This is a genomic window from Sphingomonas lycopersici (genome assembly GCF_026130605.1).
Taxonomy (GTDB): domain Bacteria; phylum Pseudomonadota; class Alphaproteobacteria; order Sphingomonadales; family Sphingomonadaceae; genus Sphingomonas; species Sphingomonas lycopersici.
This window is the reverse complement of record NZ_JANFAU010000007.1, coordinates 217,677-231,786: the sequence shown is the minus strand read 5'-3', so window position 1 is coordinate 231,786 and position 14,110 is coordinate 217,677. Positions and strand designations below refer to the sequence as shown.

At 67.8% G+C, this 14,110-nt stretch carries 17 protein-coding genes; 11 read left to right on the top strand and 6 right to left on the bottom strand.

Annotation, left to right across the window (positions count from 1 at the left end; all coding sequences use genetic code 11):
- Positions 1–40: 40 nt before the first annotated feature.
- Positions 41–562: a DUF1993 domain-containing protein gene (locus NED98_RS15605; RefSeq protein WP_265313589.1), complete on the bottom strand. Its 522-nt coding sequence runs from the start codon at positions 560–562 to the stop codon at positions 41–43.
- Positions 563–647: 85 nt separating this feature from the next.
- On the opposite strand from NED98_RS15605, the gene ispG reads away from it, so the two are divergent.
- From ispG to NED98_RS15575, 6 genes are all read left to right on the top strand, one after another.
- The gene (gene ispG / locus NED98_RS15600; protein WP_179513134.1) at positions 648–1,772 is read left to right on the top strand and encodes a flavodoxin-dependent (E)-4-hydroxy-3-methylbut-2-enyl-diphosphate synthase; all 1,125 of its coding nucleotides are present in this window, start codon (positions 648–650) and stop codon (positions 1,770–1,772) included.
- A gap of 89 nt (positions 1,773–1,861) precedes the next feature.
- Positions 1,862–2,338, top strand: coding sequence for a retropepsin-like aspartic protease family protein (locus tag NED98_RS15595; RefSeq protein ID WP_179513133.1), 477 nt, complete (start codon positions 1,862–1,864; stop codon positions 2,336–2,338).
- 32 nt (positions 2,339–2,370) lie between these two features.
- Positions 2,371–3,300 (top strand): DMT family transporter, encoded by a 930-nt coding sequence (locus NED98_RS15590; protein ID WP_179513132.1) that lies wholly within the window; start codon positions 2,371–2,373, stop codon positions 3,298–3,300.
- A gap of 10 nt (positions 3,301–3,310) precedes the next feature.
- Entirely contained in the window at positions 3,311–3,793 is a 483-nt protein-coding gene (locus NED98_RS15585; RefSeq protein ID WP_179513131.1) for a GNAT family N-acetyltransferase, read from the top strand.
- The gene (locus NED98_RS15580; protein WP_179513130.1) at positions 3,793–4,107 is read left to right on the top strand and encodes a DMT family transporter; all 315 of its coding nucleotides are present in this window, start codon (positions 3,793–3,795) and stop codon (positions 4,105–4,107) included. Before NED98_RS15585 ends, NED98_RS15580 begins: the two co-directional genes overlap by 1 nt.
- Entirely contained in the window at positions 4,104–4,451 is a 348-nt protein-coding gene (locus tag NED98_RS15575) for a TfoX/Sxy family protein (RefSeq protein ID WP_265313588.1), read from the top strand. Before NED98_RS15580 ends, NED98_RS15575 begins: the two co-directional genes overlap by 4 nt.
- 12 nt (positions 4,452–4,463) lie before the next feature.
- On the opposite strand, the gene ppa is transcribed toward NED98_RS15575, so the two are convergent.
- From ppa to NED98_RS15560, 3 genes are all read right to left on the bottom strand, one after another.
- Positions 4,464–5,003 carry an inorganic diphosphatase gene (ppa, locus tag NED98_RS15570; RefSeq protein WP_179513128.1) on the bottom strand — a complete coding sequence of 180 codons (540 nt, stop codon included), beginning with the start codon at positions 5,001–5,003 and terminating at the stop codon, positions 4,464–4,466.
- Between the two features lie 83 nt (positions 5,004–5,086).
- Positions 5,087–7,012, bottom strand: a complete 1,926-nt coding sequence (locus NED98_RS15565) for a M61 family metallopeptidase (RefSeq protein WP_265313587.1) — start codon at positions 7,010–7,012, stop codon at positions 5,087–5,089.
- A gap of 53 nt (positions 7,013–7,065) precedes the next feature.
- Positions 7,066–7,722 carry a DUF1345 domain-containing protein gene (locus NED98_RS15560; protein WP_179513126.1) on the bottom strand — a complete coding sequence of 219 codons (657 nt, stop codon included), beginning with the start codon at positions 7,720–7,722 and terminating at the stop codon, positions 7,066–7,068.
- Positions 7,723–7,773: 51 nt separating this feature from the next.
- Between NED98_RS15560 and hisS the strand changes: the two genes are divergently transcribed.
- The 4 genes from hisS (at position 7,774) to NED98_RS15540 (ending at position 11,968) form a co-directional block, all read left to right on the top strand.
- Entirely contained in the window at positions 7,774–9,021 is a 1,248-nt protein-coding gene (gene hisS, locus NED98_RS15555; RefSeq protein ID WP_265313586.1) for a histidine--tRNA ligase, read from the top strand.
- Positions 9,018–10,094, top strand: a complete 1,077-nt coding sequence (prfA, locus tag NED98_RS15550) for a peptide chain release factor 1 (protein WP_179513124.1) — start codon at positions 9,018–9,020, stop codon at positions 10,092–10,094. Before hisS ends, prfA begins: the two co-directional genes overlap by 4 nt.
- Before the next feature lie 33 nt (positions 10,095–10,127).
- Positions 10,128–10,940, top strand: coding sequence for a peptide chain release factor N(5)-glutamine methyltransferase (gene prmC, locus NED98_RS15545; RefSeq protein WP_432423333.1), 813 nt, complete (start codon positions 10,128–10,130; stop codon positions 10,938–10,940).
- 266 nt (positions 10,941–11,206) lie between these two features.
- Positions 11,207–11,968 (top strand): DUF4167 domain-containing protein, encoded by a 762-nt coding sequence (locus NED98_RS15540; RefSeq protein WP_179513122.1) that lies wholly within the window; start codon positions 11,207–11,209, stop codon positions 11,966–11,968.
- Between the two features lie 61 nt (positions 11,969–12,029).
- Here NED98_RS15540 and NED98_RS15535 read toward each other — a convergent pair whose 3' ends face one another.
- The gene (locus NED98_RS15535; protein ID WP_265313585.1) at positions 12,030–12,320 is read right to left on the bottom strand and encodes a hypothetical protein; all 291 of its coding nucleotides are present in this window, start codon (positions 12,318–12,320) and stop codon (positions 12,030–12,032) included.
- A gap of 61 nt (positions 12,321–12,381) precedes the next feature.
- Between NED98_RS15535 and NED98_RS15530 the strand changes: the two genes are divergently transcribed.
- Positions 12,382–12,810, top strand: coding sequence for a CBS domain-containing protein (locus NED98_RS15530; RefSeq protein ID WP_179513120.1), 429 nt, complete (start codon positions 12,382–12,384; stop codon positions 12,808–12,810).
- A gap of 98 nt (positions 12,811–12,908) precedes the next feature.
- Here the strand turns inward: NED98_RS15530 and NED98_RS15525 are convergent, their stop codons facing one another.
- Entirely contained in the window at positions 12,909–14,027 is a 1,119-nt protein-coding gene (locus NED98_RS15525; RefSeq protein ID WP_265313584.1) for a PepSY-associated TM helix domain-containing protein, read from the bottom strand.
- Positions 14,028–14,110 lie beyond the last annotated feature (83 nt).

The window sequence follows — 14,110 nt, the reverse complement described above, 5'->3', positions numbered from 1 at the left end:
GCTGGGACGGCAAGAACAATCGCCGGCGGGCGCGGCGGCGCTACAGCTTGACGCGAAGCTGGCCCAGGAAATCGCGCTTGCCGAGCTTCACGCCCTTGGCGCGCAGGACGTCATAAGCGGTGGTCGCGTGGAAATAGAAATTCGGCTGCGAGAAGCTCAATAGGAAGGTCGCCCCGCCAAACGGCAGCTTGAGATCGCCCATGCGGAATTCGCAATCGCGCGCGGCGAGCGCATCGAACTCGGCGGGGTCGAGCGCCTTGAGCGCGTCGATCCCCTCCTGCACCATCGCGCGCAAGCCGGCGAAATCGGTCGGCCAGGGCGAGAGGTTGGGCGAAAAGCTCCCCGCGCGCACCCCGGCGACCGCACCGGCCGAATGATCGACGCTCGATTTCACCTGATAGCCGAACGGCAGCATGTCCGGCGCGAGCCGCGCGTCGATCATCGCTTCCGGGGTGATATGCTTTTCGGCCGCGAACGCCTCCGCCTTGTCGATCAGCCCGACGACCGCACCGAGGATCTGCAGGTTGGACGGAATCACCGCATCATAAAGCGAAAAGGTCATATTATCGGCTCCTCTCGATCGGCGGGCGTTTCGTTCCGCGATGCAAGCCGCTATATCGCGGACAACTCCGATAGGAAGCTTGTTCATGTCCGTCCGTCCCTGGCGCGATATCCAGCGCCGCAAGAGCCGCCAGATCATGGTCGGCAACGTCCCCGTCGGCGGCGACGCCCCGGTCACCGTCCAGACGATGACCAACACCCCCACCAGCGACGCGCGCGCGACGATCGACCAGATCCGCCGCTGCGAGGAGGCCGGGGTCGACATCATCCGCGTCAGCTGCCCCGATGTCGAAAGCACCGCCGCGTTCAAGCAAATCGCCCGCGCCGCGCGGGTGCCGATCGTCGCGGACATCCATTTCCATTACAAGCGCGCGCTCGAGGCGGCGGATGCGGGGGCGGCGTGCCTGCGCATCAACCCCGGCAACATCGGCTCGGCCGAGCGCGTCAACGAAGTGGTCAACGCCGCCAAGGCCAATGGCTGCGCGATCCGCATCGGGGTCAATGCCGGCAGCCTCGAAAAGGACCTGCTCGAAAAATATGGCGAGCCGTGCCCGGAGGCGCTGGTCGAAAGCGCGCTCGATCATATCAAGCTGCTGCAGGATCGCGATTTCCACGATTTCAAGGTGGCGGTGAAGGCATCCGACATCTTCCTCGCGGTGGCGGCTTACCAGCAGCTCGCCGAGGCGGTCGATTGCCCGCTGCATCTCGGCATCACCGAAGCGGGCGGGTTCGTCGGCGGGACGGTCAAGTCGGCGATCGGGATCGGCTCGCTCCTGTGGTACGGGATCGGCGACACGATCCGCGTCTCGCTCTCGGCCGAGCCCGAAGACGAGGTGCGCGTCGGGTTCGAGATCCTCAAGAGCCTCGGCATCCGCAACCGCGGCGTACGCGTGGTGAGCTGCCCGAGCTGCGCGCGCCAGGGGTTCGACGTGATCCGCACCGTCCAGGCGCTGGAGGAGCGGCTCCAGCATATCCGCACCCCGATGTCGCTCTCGGTGCTCGGCTGCGTCGTCAACGGGCCGGGCGAGGCGCGCGAGACCGATATCGGGATCACCGGCGGCGGCAACGGCAAGCATATGGTCTATCTGTCGGGGGTCACCGACCACCATGTGCAGGACGCCGACATGATCGAACATATCGTCAAATTGGTCGAGGCCAAGGCAGCCGAGATCGAGGCGACGAGCGACGCGGACAAGGTCGCGGCCGAATAGATCGCGCCGCGCCCGCCGGTTAACCACGGCGTTCAACCGCGTCGCAGCTTTTGCCCGGCTATGCCGCCACGATGCGCATCGCGATGTTGATGATGATCGCCCTCGGCACCGTGATCGGCCTCGCCCTGCCGACCGCGATGCGTTCGCCCGCGCCGGCGCCCGCCACCCCGGCGGCGGCAGCCGCGACCGCCACGCCCGCGCCGCCGCGCGAAACGGTGATCCGGCGCGAGGGCGACGGGCATTTCTATGCCTTCGCCAACGTCAACAGCGAGCCGATCCGCTTCGTCGTCGATACTGGCGCGTCGACCGTGGCGCTGACCCCCGAGGACGCGCGCCGCGCGCATATCAATTTCGATCCGTCGCAGGTCGTCCGCGTCGGCTATAGCGCCGGGGGCGAGCTCAGCGGCCAGCCGGTGATGATCGACCGGATGGAATTGGACGGGAAGCGCGCCGGATCGGTGCCGGCGGTGGTGCTGCCCAATCTGACCGTCTCGCTGCTCGGCCAATCCTATCTGCGCCAGATCGCGACGGTATCGATCAGCAACGACGAGATGCGGCTGAAGTAGCGCGCCGCTTCGCCGCCGGCTAAGCCAAGAGCATGAATCGCCCGCTTTCCCCCGCGCTGGCCTTCGCCGTCGCGGCGGCGGGGATCGGGCTGTTTTCGATCATGGACGCGTTCATGAAGTCGCTGACGCTCGCGCTCGGCGTCTATAATGCGTTGATCTGGCGTACCGGCGTCTCGGCGGTGTTCGGCTTCGGGGCGTGGGCCGCGACCGGGCGCGCGCGGCCGACACGGCGCGCGATGCGGCTGCACGTGATTCGCGGCGCGATCACCGCGGCGATGGCCTTGCTGTTCTTCTGGGGGCTCGCGCGGGTGCCGATGGCACAGGCGATCACGCTCTCCTACATCGCGCCGCTCGCCGCGTTGCTGCTCGGCGCGCTGTTCCTCCACGAGCGCGTCGGCGCGCGCGTGATCGGCGCATCGTTCGCCGCCTTCGCCGGGGTGCTGGTGGTGCTGGCGGGCGAATCGCGCGCGTCGCTGGGCCCGGAGGCATTGGCGGGATCGGCCGCGGTGCTCGCGTCGGCCTTGCTCTATGCGGTCAACCTCGTCGTCGCGCGGATGCAGAGCCAGGCCGCCGGCCCGGGCGAGATCGCCTTCTTCCAGGGCATGATCGTCACCGCTTTCCTCGCGCTCGGCGCGCCGTGGTTGCTCGCGGTGCCCGAGGCGGCGCAATGGTGGAAGATTTTGGCCGGCGGCCTGCTCGCCACCGCCTCGCTGTTCCTGCTCGGCTGGGCCTATGCCCACGGCGAGACCGGCTATCTCGCGACGACCGAATATACTTCGTTCGTCTATGCCGCGACGCTCGGCTTTCTCGTGTTCGGCGAGCATCTGTCGCCGTTCACGCTCGCCGGCGCCGCGATCATCATCGCTTCGTGCCTCTATGCCGCGCGGCGTCGCGATATCGCGGCGACCGGGCCGGATTCGGCGGTGCTGATGCCGCTTCCGCGCAAGCGCACCAGACGATAATGAGCCCGGCATGACCGTTTCGATCCGTCCCTCCACGCCGCAGGATTGCGGCACGATCCTGCGCTTCGTCCGCGAGCTCGCCGATTATGAGCGCGAGCCCGATGCCGTCGAGGCGAATGAGGCGATGCTCGCCGACGCCTTGTTCGCGACGCCCCCCGCGGCGGAGGCGCTGATCGCCGAACGCGACGGGGTTCCGGTGGGCTTCGCCTTGTTCTTCCACAACTTCTCTACCTGGACCGGCAAGCGCGGGATCTATCTGGAGGATCTCTACGTCACCCCGGCCGCGCGCGGCTCGGGGGCGGGCAAGGCGTTGCTTGCCCATCTCGCGGGAATCGCGCTCGATCGCGGCTGCGCGCGGTTCGAATGGTCGGTGCTCGATTGGAATACTCCGGCGATCGATTTCTATCGCTCGATGGGGGCGACCGCGATGGACGAATGGACCGTCCAGCGCGTCACGGGCGATGCGCTCGTCCGGCTCGCGGGGCGCGGCTGATGGCGTGGCTGTGGCTGATCGTCGGCGGGTGCTTCGAAGTGGGGTTCACCACCTGCCTGCGTTATGTCGACGGCTTCCGTAATGTGCCGTGGACCTTGGGCTTCCTCGCCTCGGTTACGCTGTCGATGGGGCTGCTCGAACTCGCCTCGCGCTCGATCGCGATGGGCACGGCCTATGCCGTCTGGGGCGGGATCGGCGCGCTCGGCACCGTCATGGTCGGGATATTGTGGTTCGGCGAGCCGCTCACCGCCGTGCGCGGACTGCTGATCCTCGGCATCGTCGGGTGCATCGCCGGGCTGAAGGCCACCGCATGAGCGCCGACGCCGGGCTGATCGATTGGGTCGCGGAAGCGCTCGCCCCGCTCGGCACGGTGACCAAAAGGCGGATGATGGGCGGGGCGGTGCTCTATCTCGACGGCGTGGTCTTCGCGATCGTCGACGACGAGACCCTGTGGTTCAAGGCCGATACCGAAAGCGCCGCCTTATGGGACGCCGCCGGCTGCGCATATTTCACCTATATGCGCGACGGCACGCCGCAGACGATGAACTACCGCTGCGCGCCCGATGACGTATATGATGATGCTGACGCGATGCGCGAATGGGCCGCGCCCGCGATCGCCGCCGGCCGGCGCGCCCCGCGCAAGGCGAAGCGCGCCTAACCCGCTTTTCGCTCAGGCGGCCTTGGCGTTCTTGGCGCGGTCGATCGCCTCGATCACGATCTTGCGCGCCTCGGCGGCATCGCCCCATTCGCCGATACGCACCCACTTCTCGGTCTCCAGGTCCTTATAGTGCCTGAAGAAATGCTCGATCTGCTGGAAGATGATCGAGGGCAGATCCTGCCGCTCGCCGACATCGGTATAATAAGGGAAGGTCGTGTCGACCGGCACGCAGACCAGTTTCTCGTCGCCGCCATGCTCGTCTTCGAGCTTGAGCACACCGATCGGGCGCGCGCGGACGACGCAGCCCGGGATGAACGGCGAGCGCGAGATGACGAGCGCGTCGAGCGGATCGCCGTCGGGCGACAAAGTATGCGGCACGAAGCCGTAATTCGCCGGATAGCGCATCGGCGTATGCAGGATGCGATCGACGAACAACGCGCCGGATTCCTTGTCGAACTCGTATTTCACGGGTTCGCCGCCGGTCGGCACCTCGATGATCACGTTCAGGTCCTCGGGCGGGTTCTTGCCCACGGGGATGAGATCGATGCGCATGATGTCCTTCTTCGTTCACGGCCGGCGCGCAGGCCATCGCCCCCGGAACGGGGCAATGCGCACGCGCCAATCGCACCGCACGATCAGCGCGGCGCCAACAACCTGTCGAGACCACCCTCTCCGGTGCCGATCTTTTCGAGGCGCGGGTAGCGCAGCCCGTCGTGCCAGTCGAGCGCAACCGTGCGATATTCGTCGCCTTTCTTTACCAGCAGCGACACCGCCGCGCCGCCCTTGGCCGCGGCGATCGCCGCCTTCAGCCGCTCGGGCGTATAGCTTTCGTTGTTGACCGCGGTGATCGTCACCCCGATCGTCAGCCCGGCGCGAAACGCCGCGCTGTCCCAGGTCACCCCGGTCAACTGCCCCATATTGCCGGGAGAATTGCCGACGATCAGCCCGCCCGAATAGGTCAGGTCGACCACCTTGCGCGTCCGCTCGCCGTCGCGGAACGCCGGCGTCGCCTGATCGGAATAGACCAGCCGATAGCCGTTGCGCGCAAAGCCCTCGATCGGCGCGCCCGCGGCATGCTCGGTCAGCCGCTTTTCGAGATAGGCCTTCCAGTCCCACGGCTGGATCGCGTTGAGCGTGCGCGCGACATCGTCGATCGTATAGGTCAGCTCGCCCCAGTCGCCGTCGCGGACGCCGAAGAAGGCGCGCGCGAAATCGTCGATCGATTTCTTGCCCCCCGATTGCTCGCGCAGCAGCGAATCGACGTCCATCCACACGAGGAGCCCCTCGTTGTAATAATCCTCGCTGCGCTGCCAGCTCTGCCAGCCCTTGGGGCGGCGCGCGCTGATCACCGGATCGTTGGTGGTGTCGACGAGATCGCGCCAGTGCCGGGCGGGCTGCGAATCATAGCTCGCCATGATCATGGCATATTGATCGAGCGTATCCTGTTTGGAGACGAGCCCCGATCGCGCCTGGAGCACATAGCCCCAGAATTGCGTCTGCCCTTCATAGACCCACAGCAAGGAACCGCGCATCGGGGTGCGGAAATCGGGCGTCCACAGGTCGGCGCCGCGGCGGAACTTGCCGTTCCAGCTATGGGTATATTCGTGCGGCAGCAGGTTGCGGCGCCCCGGCCCTTCGTTCCACTTGGCGAAATAGCCCGGGGTCACGCCGTTTTCGGAGCTGCGATGATGCTCCAGCCCGATCCCGCCGAGCTGATCGGTGATCGAGAGCAGGAAGTCGTAATGATCGTAATGCTGCGATCCGAACGTCTTGATCGCCTGATCGACGAGGCTCTTGTGCGCGTCGATCTGCGCCGGGGTCGCGACGAGCTCGCCCGGCTCGTCGGCGAAGACGTTGAGCGTCACGCGTTCGCTCAGCGGGATCACCCGGCCGTAGCGCCCGGCGAGCAGCGGCGAATCGACCAGAATCTCGTAATTGGTCGGCTCATAGGCCCAGACATTGCCGGTCGCCTTGGCGCGCAGCGCGCCGGCGGCGGTCCAGCCGGTCGGGAAGGTCACGTTCATCCGCACCGGGATGCGGCGGGTGAAATAGCCCGCCGGATAGAGGCTGACCTGATTGGGCTGGAGGCTGATCATCGTCGGGGTAACGACGATCCGCCCCTGATCGGCCTTGGTCGCCGAGATGAACTGGAATTCGACGTCGAGCTGCTTCGCCCCGGCGGGGACGTCGATGTGGAAGGCATAAACGTCGACCGGATCGCGCGTCCACGGCAGCACCTTGCCGTTGGCGCGGATCACGAGGCCGGCGAGCTTCTCGATCTCGCCGCGCGGGGCGTGATTGCCCGGCAGCCACTTCGGATAGAGCAGCGCCATCGGCCCGGCCTTGGCGACCGGGATCGTTTGCTTGACGCGAAGGATGCCGCGCGTGGTGTCGGTCGCGTCGACATTGAGCGTGATCGTGCCGGGATAGGCCTCGTCGCGCGGCGCCGGGATCGTATCGACGAAGGGCACCGGCTGCGGCGCGGAATTGCCCGAAGGCACCTGGGCGAAGGCAATGGAAGCGGTGGAGAGCAGGCAAGCGGCAACAACGATACGAATCATCAGACGTCAGTCCCCCGAACAAACGGTAAGGCTAGCCGCCCGCGCCGCGCGGCTCAATGTCCGCCCGCGCTGCCCAACACGTTGATCGTGAAGGCGAGCACCCCGATGTTGAACACGAAGGCGGCGAGGCATTGCCCGATCGCCACCCGCCGCATCCGCTGCGCAGTGAGGCCGACGTCGGAGGTCTGGAACGTCATGCCGAGCGTGAAGCTGAAATAGAGGAAATCCCAATAATGCGGCTCGCCCCCGCCCGGAAAATCGAGCCCGCCCGAATCTTTCCCGGCGCTCTCGAGATAATAGAGATGCGCATAATGCAGCGCATAGACGACGTTGGAGAAAAGCCAGGCGAGCACCAGCGTCGCGATGGTCAGCACGATGACATGGCCCGAGGGCGGCGCGGTCGTCTCGACCGCGACGACGACGAGGATGACGGTCGTCACCAGCGCGGTGATCGCCAGCAGCCAGGCGCGATTGGCGTCGTTGGCGCGGGCGCGCGCGCGCATGTCGACCGTTTCGGCGCCGAGCAGCGGCCAGAGCGAGATGAGGAAAAACGCTGCCCCGGCGTCGAAACCGATCATCAGGGCGCGCCCATGCGCGAAGCCGGAGGACCAGGCGACGGTCGCCCCCGCCGCCATGATCGCCATGAAGACGAGGAAGCGCACCGGCGCGATGCGCTGGCCGATCCGCCACGAATGATCGTTTTGCGTCATCTGCTCCACCTAGCGCGGCGCCCGATCCTCGCCTAGGGACCCAGATTCATCATGGCCCGTATCCAGACCCCCAATCGCGTCCGCGGCACGCAGGACATTTTCGGCGCCGAGCAGCGCCGTTTCGCCGAGGTGCTCGACACGTTCGAGCGCGTTCGCCGGCTGTATTGCTTCGGCCGCGTCGACGTGCCGGTGTTCGAGGCGACCGAGGTGTTCGCGCGCTCGATCGGCGAGACCACCGATGTCGTGTCGAAGGAAATGTACACCTTCCCCGACAAGGGCGGCGATTCGCTGACGCTGCGCCCCGAATTCACCGCGGGAATCGCGCGCGCCTATATCACCGAGGGGTGGCAGCAATTTGCGCCCTTGAAGCTGGTCACCGCGGGCGCGGTGTTCCGTTACGAGCGGCCGCAAAAGGGGCGCTATCGCCAGTTCCACCAGATCGACGCCGAGATATTGGGCGCCCCCGAACCCTCGGCCGATGTCGAATTGCTGTGCCTCGCCGATCAGTTGCTCCGCGAGCTCGGCATCGCCGACGGGGTGACGCTCCAGCTCAACACATTGGGCGACGCCGAGACGCGCGACGCGTGGCGCGCGGCATTGGTCGCGCATTTCGAGCGGCACCGCGGCGACCTGTCCGAAGATTCGATCGCGCGGCTCGACAAGAATCCGCTGCGCATCCTCGACAGCAAGGACCCGCGCGATCGCCCGATCGCCGACGCCGCACCCGGAATCGACGCGCATATGACCGTGGAGGCGGGCGCGTTCTTCGAGAGCGTGACCAAGGGGCTCGACGCGGCGGGGGTCGCCTGGACGCGCAACGAGCGGCTGGTGCGCGGGCTCGATTATTATCGCCACACCGCGTTCGAATTCGTCACCGACCGGCTCGGCGCGCAGGGCACCGTGCTGGGCGGCGGACGCTATGACGGGCTGGTCGAGAATCTCGGCGGCCCGGCGACCGCCGGGGTCGGCTGGGCGGCGGGGGTCGAGCGGCTCGCGATGCTGATCGACGAGCCGGCGGCCGAGCGCCCCGATGTCGCGGTGGTCGCCGAGAATCGCGACCGTGAGGAGGATGCCGGCGCGCTGACCAGCGCGTTGCGCCGCGCCGGGATCGCGGCGGAGCCGTTCGTTACCGGCAGCCCGCGCAAGCGCTTCGGCAAGGCGATGGAACGCAAGCCCGCCGCGATCGTCTCGCTCGACGTGCGTGACGGCGCGCGGACTCACAGCTTCAAGCTGCTCGACGAGGCATTCGCCGGTGCCGCGCAGGCGCGTACGATCTTCGAGCAACACACCGCCGCATGACCGCGATCTCGCTCGAACGGATTCGGCAGATCGAAGCGCGGCGGGACGAGCTCGCCGCGCTGATGGCGACCGGCGACCTGTCGGGCGAGCGCTTCGTCCAGGTGTCGAAGGAATATGCCGAGCTCGAGCCGGTCGCCGAGGCGGCCGCCGATGTCCGCCGGTTGCGGCAGGAGGCGGAGAGCCTCGCGTCGATGACCGAGGATGCCGATGCCGAATTGCGCGCGATGGCCGAGGAGGAATTGCGCGCCAACAAGGCCGCGCTCGAAGCCGCCGACCGCAAGCTCGCGCTCGCGCTGCTGCCGCGCGATGCCGCCGACGAGCGCTCGGCGATGCTCGAAGTGCGCGCCGGCACCGGGGGCGACGAGGCGGCTTTGTTCGCGGGCGATCTGTTCCGCATGTACCAGCGTTACGCCGAAACGCGCGGCTGGCGGGTCGAGCTGATCTCCTCGTCCGAGAGCGAGGTCGGCGGGTTCAAGGAAGTCGTCGCCTCGGTCACCGGCCAGGGGGTGTTCGCGCGGCTCAAGTTCGAGAGCGGGGTGCATCGCGTCCAGCGCGTACCGGTCACCGAAAGCGGCGGGCGTATCCACACTTCCGCCGCCACCGTCGCGGTGCTGCCCGAGGCGGAGGAGGTCGACGTGCAGATCGACGACAAGGATCTGCGGATCGACGTCTATCGTTCGTCGGGGCCGGGCGGCCAATCGGTCAACACCACCGATTCGGCGGTGCGCATCGTCCATCTGCCGACCGGGCTGACCGTGATCCAGCAGGACGAGAAGTCGCAGCACAAGAACAAGGCCAAGGCGCTCAAGGTGCTGCGTACCCGGCTCTATGAGATGGAGCGCGAGCGGCTCCAGGCCGAGCGCGCCGGCGCGCGCAAGTCGATGGTCGGATCGGGCGATCGGTCGGAACGTATCCGCACCTATAATTTCCCGCAGGGCCGGGTGACCGACCACCGCATCAACCTGACGCTCCACCGCCTGCCGGAGATTCTTGCCGGCGATATGGACGAATTGCTCGGCGCGCTGATCGCCGAGGATGAGGCGGAGCGGCTGGCGACGTTGGATGCCGCCTGACTCCCCTCCCCTGAAGGGGAGGGGCTAGTGCCGATCTCCGCCCGCGCCGCGCTGGCCGAGGCCGCCGCGCGCTTTTCCTTCTCCGCCACCCCGCGGCTCGACGCCGAACTGCTCCTTGCCCACGCGCTCGGCATCACCCGCGAGCGGCTGTTGCTGACGCTCGGCGATCACATCGCCCCGCCCGCCTTCGCCGCGCTGGTCGAGCGTCGCGCGCGGCACGAGCCGGTCGCCTATCTCACCGGCACCCGCGCCTTCTGGACGGTCGACCTCGACGTCGCGCCCGGCGTGCTGATCCCGCGCGCCGACAGCGAGACGCTGATCGAGGCGGCGGTGGCGCATTTCACGGGAAGCGCCGGGCCGAAGCGCGTGCTCGATCTGGGCACCGGATCGGGCGCGTTGCTGCTCGCCGCACTCGACCAATGGCCCGCGGCGAGCGGGATCGGGCTGGACGCCTCGCCCGCCGCGCTGGCGATCGCCGCCGCCAATGCCGCGCGTATCGCCCCCGGCCGCGCGACGATCGCCGCCGGGGGCTGGGAAGGCACCGGCGAGGCATTCGATCTCGTGCTGTGCAACCCGCCCTATATCGCCGACGCCGCCAGCCTCCCGCGCGAGGTAGCGGACTATGAACCCGCGAGCGCGCTGTTCGCCGGGGCGGATGGGCTCGACGATTATCGCGCGCTTGCCCCGCTACTTGGCCGCCAGATTGCACCGGGAGGCGTTGCGTGTATCGAAATCGGCGCCGATCAGGGCGCGAGCGCCGCCGCATTGTTCCGCGCCGTTGGCTGCGATGTCACACTGCGCCGCGATCTTGCCGGGCGGGACCGTTGCCTCGTCGTCACGCCTTGAATCCGGCGGGCCGAGCACACACATTTCGCTTTGAGAAACCCCCTGTACCGGCTAAGAGGCCCACAGGGGCACGCTAGATCAGCTCAAGTAGTTGATATCGGGCAGGTTGCCCAATCTTCGTCATAAGCCGCTGTAGTCCGGCGGCCAATGGCAGGCCTGGTTCGGGCGATGATTCGCCTCGCACCGGGCCGGGAATGTTGCACCGGCACGTCCGGCGCCTGTTTCGGGAATAGAGCCAATTTGGGTTCGAGGACGAGGACAGTAATTTGATCAATAATCGACAGGGTGGCGGCGGCCGTCGTCGCGGCCGCGGTGGTGGTCAGCGTTCGCCCGGTGGTGGCGGTCAGGGTCAGCGCGACAGCGGCAACCGGATCGACAGTCGTGCGCGCGGCAACGCCGCCCAGTTGCTTGAGAAATATCGCAACATGGCCCGCGACGCGCAGCTTTCGGGCGATCGCGTCAACACCGAATATTATCTCCAGTTCGCCGATCACTATTTCCGCGTGCTGGCCGATCAGCGCGGTCGCTTCGAGGAGCAGAACCAGAGCCGCGATCGCCGCCCGCGCGACGATTTCGACCTCGACGACGATTTCGGCGACGAGAGCGACGCGATCCGCGCCGACGAACAGCCGCGCGACGACAATCGCCGCGAGGCGCGCGAGGAGCGCAACGGCCATGATCGCCGCGACGACCGTCGCGACGACAACCGCCGTGATGAGCGCCGCTTCAACCGCCGCGACGACAATCGCCGCCCGGTCGAGGCCGAGGCGGTGAGCGAGGAAGCAGCCTCCGCGCCGGTGGCGGCCGAGCCGGATGCCGCAGAAGCGGCCGAAGCGCCCAAGCCGCGCCGCGGCCGTCCGCGGCGTGTCGCAGCCCCCGAGGGCAGCGACGCGATCGCCGATCGCCTGCCCCCCGCACTCGCGGTGCCGCCCGAAGGCGTGATCGCCAGCGAGGGCGAACCGATCGAGGCGCCCAAGCCGCGCACCCGTCGCCGGCGCACCGCCGATGCGGAGGCCAGCGCGAGCTGAGCCGCGCGGCAGCGAAACGACAAAAAGGGCCGGCCCCGCGGATCGCGTGGCCGGCCTTTTTTCAGTCTTCGTGATCCTCGCGCCGATCGACGATTTCGTCATGCCCGGTGCCCGAGCTGAGGAAGCTCAGCCCCATCAGGGCCCCGGCCATCAGCACGGTGCCGACCACCCCGCCGATCGTCGCCAGCGTCGCGACCCAGCCGAGCGGGCCGTAGATCCGCCCCAGCGCCCAGACCGAGACGAGCGCGGCGATCAGCCCGACCACGCCGACCCAGGTGAGGATGCGGCGAAAGCGGCGCCACGCGAACAGTGCGTAATCGGGATCGTCGAGACCGGGCGGCTGATCGTTCATCCTTTGCCATTAGCCCGGAAAAGTGAGACGCTGCCACCCCGACAAAGCAATGGAGGGGACGATGACGATCGCGGCGATCCTCGGCAACAAGGGGCGGGACGTAGTGTCCGTCGGCCCGACGCATACGGTGGCGGAGGCGATCTCATTGCTCGCCGCGCACCGCATCGGCGCGGTCCCGGTGCTCGAAAGCGGCAAGGTGGTCGGCGTGTTCTCCGAACGCGACGTGATCGCCGGGCTCGCCAGCGGCGACACCGCGGCATTGCGACGCGCGGTTTCCGAGGTGATGACCGCGCCGGCGGTGACCGTCGACCCGAGCGATTCGGTGCTCGGCGCGCTCTCGCTGATGACCCGTCGCCGCATCCGCCATCTGCCGGTGGTGCAGGACGGCCGGGTGATCGGGATCGTCTCGATCGGCGATCTGGTGAAATATCGCATCGAGCGGATCGAGGCCGACGCCGCGGCGATGCGGGATTATATCCAGCAGGCGTAGGCCCTTCTCCTTCCGTTCGCCCTGAGCTCGTCGAAGGGCTGCCCTTCTTCCTTGCGAAGAAAAGTGCAGGGCTTCGACAAGCTCAGCCCGAACGGAGATTATTTCGCCGCGAACGCCGTCTCGCGCGCCACCTGCTGGCGGCGCTTGAGCTCGGCCTTCCAGCCGCGGGCGCGCCACCACATGATCACCCCGGTCACCCCAAGCAATGCGGGGGTCACCCCGCCGAGGAAGATGATCACCTGCCACAGCGCGCCCATATCGGTGCCGTCGTGAATCCGTCGCATCCACCGCGCGACATTGTTCTGCGGCCCGCGTTGCGGCGCGGCGGCGGCGATGCCGCTGTCGTCGCCCACCGTCACATTGGCGGTGCGCTCGCCCTGCGCGAAGGCGAGTGTCCAGTCGGCGCGCTTGTTGGTCGGCCAGGTGATGCTTCTCAGCTCGCCCTTGCCGACGCTCACCGCGCGCTCGATCACCGTGCCGAGCGCCAGCGCGGGTGCGGCAAGCGGCTTGGCCGAGCGATCCACCGGCGGACGGCGCGGCGCCTCGCCCACCAGCCCGCCGAAGAACGCCGGGAAGCTGATCCACGCGCCGGTCAGCGACAGCATGAACAGCGGCAGCGCGACCCAGAAGCCGGTGAGATAATGGAGGTTGGTGTCGGTGTTATTGTGCCGCCGCCAGCGCAGGCCGCGCGCCCAGCGCCCGACGGTCGGCCACCACAGCCACAGACCGGTGAAGCACGAGAAGGCCATCGCCACCCCGATCCAGCCGACGATCGTGCGGCCGACCCCGGGGAGCAACAGGCTGCCGTGGAGCACATGCAGCGTGCGGACCAGCCCGTTGCGGCTGTCCGCCACGTCGAGCACGCGCGCAGTCGCCGGATCGAGATAGACCATCGTCCGCGCCGGCGGCCCGGCCTGCGTCTTGCCGGGGCGGGCAGCAGCGACCACCACCGGCATGCCATGTTCCGCCGGCAGGGTGAGCTGCGCGATCGCCTCGCCGGCAGTCAGTCGCGGGCGCGCGGCCGCGACATAAGCTTCGGGGGCAAGCAGATTGTCGCCGCTGACCGCGTAACGCTGCGGATTGACCGCCTGATCGAGCGCATCGTGCCACACCAGCGCCGCGCCGGAGAGCGACAGCGGGATGATCGCCACCGCCAACAGCAGCCCGATCCACTTATGGACCTGGAACCACATGCGCCGCATCGCCAGCTTGTTCACAGAGAATCCCCCGTCCGCATGGACTTGGCGCTGGCAGGTTGGCTATTGCAAGTCAATCGCATATTGCGGTTGGATCGGGGGAA

Coding starts and splice junctions, on each gene's coding strand:
- prfA (WP_179513124.1), top strand. CDS start 9,018: ATGACCGCGATCTCGCTCGAACGGATTCGGCAGATCGAAGCGCGGCGG.
- NED98_RS15595 (WP_179513133.1), top strand. CDS start 1,862: ATGATGATCGCCCTCGGCACCGTGATCGGCCTCGCCCTGCCGACCGCG.
- NED98_RS15535 (WP_265313585.1), bottom strand. CDS start 12,320: ATGAACGATCAGCCGCCCGGTCTCGACGATCCCGATTACGCACTGTTC.
- NED98_RS15565 (WP_265313587.1), bottom strand. CDS start 7,012: ATGATTCGTATCGTTGTTGCCGCTTGCCTGCTCTCCACCGCTTCCATT.
- NED98_RS15580 (WP_179513130.1), top strand. CDS start 3,793: ATGGCGTGGCTGTGGCTGATCGTCGGCGGGTGCTTCGAAGTGGGGTTC.
- NED98_RS15530 (WP_179513120.1), top strand. CDS start 12,382: ATGACGATCGCGGCGATCCTCGGCAACAAGGGGCGGGACGTAGTGTCC.
- ispG (WP_179513134.1), top strand. CDS start 648: ATGTCCGTCCGTCCCTGGCGCGATATCCAGCGCCGCAAGAGCCGCCAG.
- NED98_RS15575 (WP_265313588.1), top strand. CDS start 4,104: ATGAGCGCCGACGCCGGGCTGATCGATTGGGTCGCGGAAGCGCTCGCC.
- NED98_RS15585 (WP_179513131.1), top strand. CDS start 3,311: ATGACCGTTTCGATCCGTCCCTCCACGCCGCAGGATTGCGGCACGATC.
- hisS (WP_265313586.1), top strand. CDS start 7,774: ATGGCCCGTATCCAGACCCCCAATCGCGTCCGCGGCACGCAGGACATT.
- NED98_RS15605 (WP_265313589.1), bottom strand. CDS start 562: ATGACCTTTTCGCTTTATGATGCGGTGATTCCGTCCAACCTGCAGATC.
- NED98_RS15590 (WP_179513132.1), top strand. CDS start 2,371: ATGAATCGCCCGCTTTCCCCCGCGCTGGCCTTCGCCGTCGCGGCGGCG.
- ppa (WP_179513128.1), bottom strand. CDS start 5,003: ATGCGCATCGATCTCATCCCCGTGGGCAAGAACCCGCCCGAGGACCTG.
- NED98_RS15560 (WP_179513126.1), bottom strand. CDS start 7,722: ATGACGCAAAACGATCATTCGTGGCGGATCGGCCAGCGCATCGCGCCG.